1 rRNA gene is annotated in these 1,516 nt (G+C 50.0%); it reads left to right on the top strand.

The window, feature by feature from the left end:
* Window positions 1-1,439: ribosomal RNA gene (locus tag HMPREF3058_RS07910) — 16S ribosomal RNA — on the top strand; the annotation flags it as partial.
* Window positions 1,440-1,516: the final 77 nt, after the last annotated feature.

The following is a 1,516-nucleotide window of genomic DNA, read 5'->3' as shown; positions in this document are numbered from 1 at the left end:
GAGTAACACGTGGATAACCTACCTATAAGACTGGGATAACTTCGGGAAACCGGAGCTAATACCGGATAATATATTGAACCGCATGGTTCAATAGTGAAAGACGGTTTTGCTGTCACTTATAGATGGATCCGCGCCGCATTAGCTAGTTGGTAAGGTAACGGCTTACCAAGGCAACGATGCGTAGCCGACCTGAGAGGGTGATCGGCCACACTGGAACTGAGACACGGTCCAGACTCCTACGGGAGGCAGCAGTAGGGAATCTTCCGCAATGGGCGAAAGCCTGACGGAGCAACGCCGCGTGAGTGATGAAGGTCTTCGGATCGTAAAACTCTGTTATTAGGGAAGAACAAATGTGTAAGTAACTATGCACGTCTTGACGGTACCTAATCAGAAAGCCACGGCTAACTACGTGCCAGCAGCCGCGGTAATACGTAGGTGGCAAGCGTTATCCGGAATTATTGGGCGTAAAGCGCGCGTAGGCGGTTTTTTAAGTCTGATGTGAAAGCCCACGGCTCAACCGTGGAGGGTCATTGGAAACTGGAAAACTTGAGTGCAGAAGAGGAAAGTGGAATTCCATGTGTAGCGGTGAAATGCGCAGAGATATGGAGGAACACCAGTGGCGAAGGCGACTTTCTGGTCTGTAACTGACGCTGATGTGCGAAAGCGTGGGGATCAAACAGGATTAGATACCCTGGTAGTCCACGCCGTAAACGATGAGTGCTAAGTGTTAGGGGGTTTCCGCCCCTTAGTGCTGCAGCTAACGCATTAAGCACTCCGCCTGGGGAGTACGACCGCAAGGTTGAAACTCAAAGGAATTGACGGGGACCCGCACAAGCGGTGGAGCATGTGGTTTAATTCGAAGCAACGCGAAGAACCTTACCAAATCTTGACATCCTCTGACCCCTCTAGAGATAGAGTTTTCCCCTTCGGGGGACAGAGTGACAGGTGGTGCATGGTTGTCGTCAGCTCGTGTCGTGAGATGTTGGGTTAAGTCCCGCAACGAGCGCAACCCTTAAGCTTAGTTGCCATCATTAAGTTGGGCACTCTAAGTTGACTGCCGGTGACAAACCGGAGGAAGGTGGGGATGACGTCAAATCATCATGCCCCTTATGATTTGGGCTACACACGTGCTACAATGGACAATACAAAGGGTAGCGAAACCGCGAGGTCAAGCAAATCCCATAAAGTTGTTCTCAGTTCGGATTGTAGTCTGCAACTCGACTATATGAAGCTGGAATCGCTAGTAATCGTAGATCAGCATGCTACGGTGAATACGTTCCCGGGTCTTGTACACACCGCCCGTCACACCACGAGAGTTTGTAACACCCGAAGCCGGTGGAGTAACCATTTGGAGCTAGCCGTCGAAGGTGGGACAAATGATTGGGGTGAAGTCGTAACAAGGTAGCCGTATCGGAAGGTGCGGCTGGATCACCTCCTTTCTAAGGATATATTCGGAACATCTTCTACGAAGATGAGGGATAACGTGACATATTGTATTCAGTTTTGAATGTTTATT

Source organism: Staphylococcus sp. HMSC068G11, assembly GCF_001815825.1.
Classification (GTDB): domain Bacteria; phylum Bacillota; class Bacilli; order Staphylococcales; family Staphylococcaceae; genus Staphylococcus; species Staphylococcus epidermidis.
This window is presented reverse-complemented; position numbering and strand designations above follow the sequence as displayed.